Genomic DNA, 7,437 nt, shown 5'->3' with positions numbered 1-7,437 from the left:
CCTTACCGATAATGCAGGAAGTGGAAGATAGAAGCGGGGAAGCCACGACTCTGAATAATATCGGTGCAGTCTACTCCAACATCGGACAACCCACAGATGCCATTGATTTGTGGGAAGACTCCCTCGATATCACCTTAGATATGCGCGCCGGATTATTGCGGGAAAATCGCAAAGCCTTTATCGCAGATAACCGAGGCACTGCAGTGGCTTTGATTGACCTTCTCATCAAGCAAAACCAACCCGATCGCGCCTATGAATGGGTAAACCTCGCCTCCACCGTGGATCTGATAGAGTTTTCTCGCCTGATTGATGCCAAAGTCAAAAACCCGCAAGCACAGCAAGAAATCGACCAATGGAATCAAGACAATCAACGCTTGCAATACCTGCGTCAGCAATTGCAAGATGAATTTTCCGACTCCCTTTCTCGGCAAATTCGCGAATTAGAAGCCCAAGTCAACGCCGACGCGGAAGCCATTTCCCAGCGCTATCCGGAAGTGGCGGAGTTGTTTGAAACCCAACCCACAGATATCGAACAACTGCGCGCCAGCATTCCGCAAAACACCGTAGTGATTCAGCCCGTGATACTCACCAATGTAACAAACGTACCCAACACGATCGCCCTTTTCCTGCTCACCCCCAATCAGCTCACCGTCACTCAAATTCCCGTGACTCCCGAAGAATTGGAGACCCAACTGAGCCAATATCGCGACAGTGTATCGAATCGGCGCAATTCCAAGTATCGCGAAATCGGCGCACAACTTTACGACTGGCTGATTCGTCCGGTAGAAGACCAAATCCAGGCGCTTTCTCCCTCGCAGTTGAGCATTATCGCCACGGGAAAACTGCGTTCTATTCCCTTTGAAAGCCTTTACGATGCCCAAACGAACCGCTATCTCATCGAAAAATATCCGATTCACTATCTCACTCGCCTCTCCGCCGGCACTCGCGAGGCTACCCCTCTCGCACAAACCCGCCAACTCTTGGCATTGGGCAATCCGGTGCCGGTAGACCCCTTTGCCCTAGAATCCGCCGAGATAGAAGCCCGTCGCATTGCCGAGATTTTCCCCGGAAGTGAGAACCACCTGGGTTCCTCGGCCACCCTGGATACCTTCAAAACCCAAGCCCCCCGTTTTCCCCTGCTGCACCTGGCGACTCACGGCTGTTTTAATCCCGAGGGTTGCTGTCTGCGCGAGAATTGCGACGAAGAAAATCGCACGATAGATATGGAACCCAATACGATTTTATTTGCCAATCAGGAGTCTTTCCAGATTGCGGAGGCGGCAACCCTGGGACTGGAAAACACGGAACTCATCACGCTAAGTGCCTGTGAGACCGCCGTAGCCACCGAAAGTGGCAACATCGAAATTGCCGGACTGGCCTATTTGTTCGAACGGGCAGGGGCACGTGCCACCATTGCCACCCTCTGGAATGTGGACGATGAGGCGACTCAGGAATTGATGGTGGTGTTTTATCAAAATTTAGGCAGTGGCATGAGTAAAAGTGAGGCATTGCGCGCGGCGAAGTTACAATTGATTGAAGATTACGGGCATCCTTTCTTTTGGTCGCCGTTTATTTTGATTGGCTATTGATATAATATCCGGTCGATGGGGTGGGCAAAGCCGCGCACCCAGGGTGCAACCTCACAGCACTAACCCCGCCTACGCGAGCTGGTTTTGATGTGTTTTTTTTATATTTACCATAAAATTTCTCGGAATAAATAACTGGAAACAAAACAATTAGTCCGCGTAGGCGGACTTGGCCTGCCCAGGCGCGATTTCAATCCCCCGCGAATTAGTCCGCGTAGGCGGACTTGGCCTGCCCAGGCGCGATTTCAATCGCCCGCCTCGAATTAGCTGCCCAGGCGCGATTTCAATCCCCCGCTCGAATTAGTCCGCGTAGGCGGACTTGGCCTGCCCAGGCGCGATTTCAATCCCCCGCTGGGCCTGCCCAGGCGCGATTTCAATCCCCCGCCTCGAATTAGCTTGGCCTTTGCCCAGGCGCGATTTCAATCCCCCGCCTTTTTCCGGCAGACATCAAACATAATATAATTTCCATCGCGGTGCGTCACCCCCGTAGCGCTAGGTTGGGGGAATTGCATCATCCGGGGGCGGGGGTGACGCACCCTACGAGGTACATTGTAGGGGTGCGGGAATCTTTACAATTCTCCCTGGATTGCGGACAATGCGGTAAGCTCCTGACAAGGCACAATCTTAATATGCCCTATTCCCTGTTAAATCGCTTTCAAGGAACCCTACTCGGTGCGGCAATTGGGGCCAGAATCCCCGGCCCACTCGCCCACGGAAAACCCCACCCCCCCGCCTCCAGTGCCAATCCGGTGCAAAATGGCACCTCCGATGCACAGGTAAACCCCACCCAAGTGGCGATCGCCAGCATTCGCGCCTGGATCGAATCCGGTGGCGTCCCCGATCGCCAGTGGGTGAGTACCATTTCCCGCCTTTCCCCGCCAGATCCCGTCACCTTCAGTCCCACGGAAGCAATGGCCATTCTCCCGGTCATCCTCTTCGGTCACGAAAGCCCCAGCTTGCTGCGAAACACGCTATACCACACTTTAGACATTTTGTCAACCCCTCCAGACATAAAAGAAGGACTCTTCGCCCTGGGGTACGCGATCGCCCAAGCCCTGAGAAACACCCTGCAGCCCACCCTTGTCATCCCCCAACTCCTCGATACCCTAGAAACCAGCGAAACCCGCTTCGCGGAACAACTGCAGCGAGTCCAGGGGTTAGTCGCCGAAGGGGCGGGGCTGGAAATCGCGCGAGAGCGACTGGCGATCGCCCCCCTTGCCAGTCCCCTTCCCGAGAGCAGTCCCATCCTCCTTGCCTTTTACAGCTTTCTGAGTACCCCAGAACAGTTTCAGCTTGCGGTGATGCGCGCCACCCAAGGCAGCCAGGCCCCGCTTTGTGCCCTGCTCACCGCCGCCCTATCCGGCGCATATAACAGCATCCAAGGCATCCCCCTTTCATGGCGACTGGATGCCGGACAAAGCGGAAAAGAAATGTTAAAATCGAGCGATCGCCTGTTAGCCGCCTGGTCCGGGGTGTACGATCTAGATAATTCCCCCCCACCCTTTCGGCAATTGCCGGCAGTGGGGGCACCCAACGTGATTCGGCCTCGGGAATAACGCTCTCATGCCCCCGGCGATCGGGTCAAAACTTCCCCCAACCTCCCATAAATTGCGTTATAAAAGCTTCATGTAATCCCGCAATCCTTGTTGTCAATTCTAGGAAAAAATCCCTGTGAATCCCGCATTTTCAATAAAAAATCACCCTCCAGAAACAGTCCCATCCACCCCAGGCGATCGCCACCCGAGAGCCACCTCAAATCGGCAATTTTATCCGTACCTTTATAATGGAGCCGATGTGGGTTGAGCCGGACTCTCAACTTGGGATCCGCAAATCCAACCCAACCCTTTCCCATTCTCAGCGATCGGGGGTGACTCACCACCTCAGATCCATGCACTGAGCTGCAATCCGAACTGCAAACGCCGTGCTATTTGGAAAGGGGCATTTTTCAGTTCTTCTCCCCAAACGCGCTCATCAAACACCCACTGTCTCCGAAAAGCCTAAATTTTAGAGTTTGGAAAGGGTACGACCCATGAAATCGATTCAATCCCTCACACAGCAACTCGAACAATGGCGGCAAGAGTGCGCGACCCTGTACTCGCGCCAGACCTCCTCTGCAGAACCGCCAGAATCGCGTTCTGGGAACAATGGATCCAATCGGGCGCGCCGCGATCGCCAGTCCTCTGCATCTCGGATCCCCCCTGTTTCCGGCCCACCCCTCTGGAAAACCGGCTGGAAAAAGCGGATGAACAGCACCGTACATTCTCCCGTCTCCCTAGTGCTGGCGGTGGTATGTCTCACCGGCGCATTGGGACACCGCTTTTACAATCAGCCGCAATTGGCAGTAGGCACCATTGCTCCCCAGAGCTTTGAAGCCCCCCAGGATGCCAAAGTCAAGGACGTCAAAACCACCGAGGAAAATCGCAAAGCCGCCCGCATCGGCTCTACCCCGGTTTTGACCATCGATCGCCCGGTGAACCAGCAGATTAATCGCGTACTGGAAAAAGTCTTGCAAGAAGGACAGCAACTGCGCGACATCGCCGGGGCGTTTCCTTTTGTAAATCCATCACAGTTGCCCCTTTCCGCTCAGCGTTATCTGCGTCAAGCCCCAGAGTGGGAATATCAAGCCTTGCTCGCGGCGGTGATAGAAGATAAAGCCCTCAGCCAAGCTTTACCCAACAACAGCAGCAATCTCTCTGATTCCGATAGTAGCACCGATGTTCTCCAGCGCAGTTTGTTAACCCCCCGGGGAGAAGAAGCCGTTGCCGCACTGCAAGGGTATCGCCAACAGGGAGACCCCGATCGCTTTTCTGCCCTGGTGAATGAAATGGCCCAGATCCGCCAGCGCTACACCACCGCCTTAGACGCCATCGAACGACCCTCTTCGGTGCAATCCACCCGCATATTCGAGCCGGATTTACTCGAACTCTCCGATGCCGAGTGGCAACAAACCCAAATCGGCATCAAACAAGCTTTAGAACCCATGTTGAGCCAAGGCATTCCCCCGGGATTGCCGGATAATCTGTTAAAAAGCGCCGCGATCGCCCAGCTACAAGAGCGAGTGCCGGAAAATGCCGAAGCCCTGGCAAGTACCCTGTTGTTAAAAGTGCTGCAGCCCAACTTGATTAAAGACCTGGAACGAACCCGCGATCGCGCCGAACAAGCCGCCCGCGAAGTCAAACCCGTCTATGTCTCTATCGAAAAGGGCGAAACCATTGTCGCCAAAGGCGAAACTATCTCCCAAGCGCAATTCGTCCTCCTCGATCGCTTCGGCATGAGTCGCCGCAAAATTAATTGGATGGGACTGTTTGGGTTTAGCGGTTGCGTCACCGTCGCCGTGGGAATATTTTGGCTTGTGGAACGCCGCACCCACCCGAAATTAAGACGGCGCGATCGCGCTTTGGTGTTGATGCTGTCTCTGAGCGTCCCCCTGCTGATTTCCTTGGGCGTGCCTTACACTAGCCTACCGGCAGTGGGTTTATTAGTGGGCAGTTTCTATGGCTCTGCTTTGGGCAGTACCGCGATCGCCCTGTTGAGCTTCCTGCTACCCATCGGCATGGAAATCGAGGGCACCTACTTGGTAGCGAATGCCGTGGGAGGCATCCTCGCGGGCTTCCTCGCCGGCAGAATGCGATCGCGCGAAGAACTCGCCCTCGTCGGCGGCGCGGTGGGCGGCACCCAAGGCGTGGTTTACCTACTCGCCACCTTGATTCTCAGTGCCACCGCCGGCTCGATTTGGTACACGATTCTCGGGGCTACCGCCTTGCAGGCCCTCGCTGGCGTGGCTTGGTGCATTATCGCGATCGGGCTGAGTCCCTATCTCGAACATCTGTTCGATTTGATTACCCCCATCCGTCTGGCAGAACTCGCCAACCCCAACCGCCCGCTACTGCAACGCTTGGCTACCGAAGCTCCCGGCACTTTCCAGCATACCCTATTTGTCGCCACACTAGCCGAGGCGGCAGCTAAAGAACTCCACTGTAATGTGGAACTGGTTCGCACCGGCACCCTCTACCACGATATCGGGAAAATGCACGATGCTTTGGGCTTTATCGAAAACCAAATGGGCGGTCCGAACAAACACGACGATATCGACGACCCCTGGACTAGTGCTGAAATTATCAAAAAACACGTCAGCGAAGGACTGGTGATGGCGCGCAAATGCCGCCTGCCAAAGGCAATTCAAGCCTTTATCCCGGAACACCAGGGCACCATGCTGATTGCCTATTTCTATCACCAAGCCAAGCAACGCGCCGAAAGCGAAGGGCGCGAAGTCCGCGAGTCCGATTTCCGCTATGTCGGCCCGATTCCTCAATCCCGCGAAACCGGTATCGTCATGCTGGCGGATTCTTGTGAAGCCGCTTTGCGAAGCCTCAAGGAGGCAACCCCCGAGGATGCCCTGAATATGGTGAATAAAATCCTCAAAGCCCGGTGGCAGGACGATCAATTGGTCGATTCCGGTCTGACTCGCGAAGAAATGCCCAAAATCGCCGAAATCTTCGTGCGCGTCTGGCAACAGTTCAATCACAAGCGCATCGCCTATCCGAAAGGGGCGCTCAGTCTCCAGCGCAAATAAATAACAGAAAAATTGTCAGTTGGCAATTGGCAATTTTTATCCCTTTACCCCGGTGCCGGTGTCTGTGGGGACGATGTAGTGCTGTAGGAGTAAAAATAACAGCACCACTGGGGCGATGGAGATAACCGAACCTGCCGCGATCGCCCGCCAATCTAAGGAAAATGTCCCCGACAGTTTGGCTACCCCCAACGGTAAGGTGTAATATTCCGGTCGATCCACTACAATTAAGGGCCACAGAAAATCGCTCCAAGACCCGATAAACACAAAAATCGCCAAGGTGACTAATGCCGGTCGCACGGCGGGCAGCATCACATGCCACCAAATCCCCACTTCCGAACAGCCATCCATTCGCCCCGCTTCTTCCAATTCTTTCGGCACTCCCTGAAAGGCTTGTCGCAACAGAAAAATACCGAAAGCTGAGGCTAAGGCGGGGAAAATTATCCCTAAATAGGTGTTTTTCAATCCCAGTTGCACGGTTAAAATATACAGGGGAATCATCACGATTTGAAAGGGAATCATAATCGTGGCGATAATCGCGGTGAAAATGAGTTGCCTCCCGCGAAATTCTAACCGGGCGAGGGGGTATGCGGCGAGGGAGCAAAACAGCAGGTTTAAGCTCACCGTCAGCACCGCCACTAGGGTACTGTTGAACAGGTACCGCCCAAAGGGGTTGGTCTGCCAGACTTTGACAAAGTTTTGCACCGTGGGTTCGGTAGGAATCAATTGCGGCGGAAATTGAAAGATATTTTCGCTCGGCGATTTGAAGGCGGTGCCGATCAGCCACAGTAAGGGAAGCAGCATGATTACGGCGATCGCGCTCAATCCGACATACATCCCCAGGGTTTTCCACCCCGAACCCTGGGGCGAATAAGGTTTGGATTTCGTCATCGGTTTGGCATTTGGATACAGCAGCCTTTCCATTCTATTCTGAGGTTACAGCTCTTGGATGTCACCTCCTGCCAAATCCGCCTCTCAAACCTCTGTTTTCAATTCACCCTTGTCATGGGCGCAACGTTGAATAGCCCACCCTTCTCAGATTCACCCATATAATCCTCAAAGGCTTGACGTGGCGGTGACTTTGGGTATGGCGCTCTCTACCGCTTTCACTCAGAATTTATCTTTTTTGTAAACTTTTGTAAATTTTACTGGCAGGACAGGAAAAATGGTCATCAGAAATTAGGGTTGGTAAGGGGGAGAACGAAAACCCTCGTCATTTATGCGTAGGGAGGAGTTCTCCCCCCTTACACAGACAACAGTTTGACAAAACATCACTGCTAG

4 protein-coding genes are annotated in these 7,437 nt (G+C 54.0%); 3 read left to right on the top strand and 1 reads right to left on the bottom strand.

Translation table 11 applies throughout. The annotated features are described in order from the left end of the window. The 3 genes from LKK83_RS26215 to LKK83_RS26205 form a co-directional block, all read left to right on the top strand. A partial coding sequence (locus tag LKK83_RS26215; RefSeq protein WP_324634418.1) for a CHAT domain-containing protein occupies window positions 1–1,589 on the top strand: 1,589 nt, incomplete at its 5' end. 626 nt (window positions 1,590–2,215) lie between these two features. Then, window positions 2,216–3,142 carry an ADP-ribosylglycohydrolase family protein gene (locus tag LKK83_RS26210; RefSeq protein WP_324634417.1) on the top strand — a complete coding sequence of 309 codons (927 nt, stop codon included), beginning with the start codon at window positions 2,216–2,218 and terminating at the stop codon, window positions 3,140–3,142. Window positions 3,143–3,615: 473 nt separating this feature from the next. After that, window positions 3,616–6,159 carry an HD family phosphohydrolase gene (locus LKK83_RS26205; RefSeq protein WP_324634416.1) on the top strand — a complete coding sequence of 848 codons (2,544 nt, stop codon included), beginning with the start codon at window positions 3,616–3,618 and terminating at the stop codon, window positions 6,157–6,159. Between the two features lie 36 nt (window positions 6,160–6,195). Here LKK83_RS26205 and LKK83_RS26200 read toward each other — a convergent pair whose 3' ends face one another. Beyond that, window positions 6,196–7,047 (bottom strand): carbohydrate ABC transporter permease, encoded by an 852-nt coding sequence (locus LKK83_RS26200; RefSeq protein ID WP_324634415.1) that lies wholly within the window; start codon window positions 7,045–7,047, stop codon window positions 6,196–6,198. Window positions 7,048–7,437: the final 390 nt, after the last annotated feature.

It is taken from the genome of Phormidium sp. CCY1219 (assembly GCF_035615515.1).
Taxonomy (GTDB): domain Bacteria; phylum Cyanobacteriota; class Cyanobacteriia; order Cyanobacteriales; family Laspinemataceae; genus CCY1219.
The sequence above is the reverse complement of the archived record's forward strand: the minus strand, read 5'-3'. Positions and strand labels throughout refer to the sequence as shown.

Coding starts and splice junctions, on each gene's coding strand:
- LKK83_RS26210 (WP_324634417.1), top strand. CDS start 2,216: ATGCCCTATTCCCTGTTAAATCGCTTTCAAGGAACCCTACTCGGTGCG.
- LKK83_RS26205 (WP_324634416.1), top strand. CDS start 3,616: ATGAAATCGATTCAATCCCTCACACAGCAACTCGAACAATGGCGGCAA.
- LKK83_RS26200 (WP_324634415.1), bottom strand. CDS start 7,047: ATGACGAAATCCAAACCTTATTCGCCCCAGGGTTCGGGGTGGAAAACC.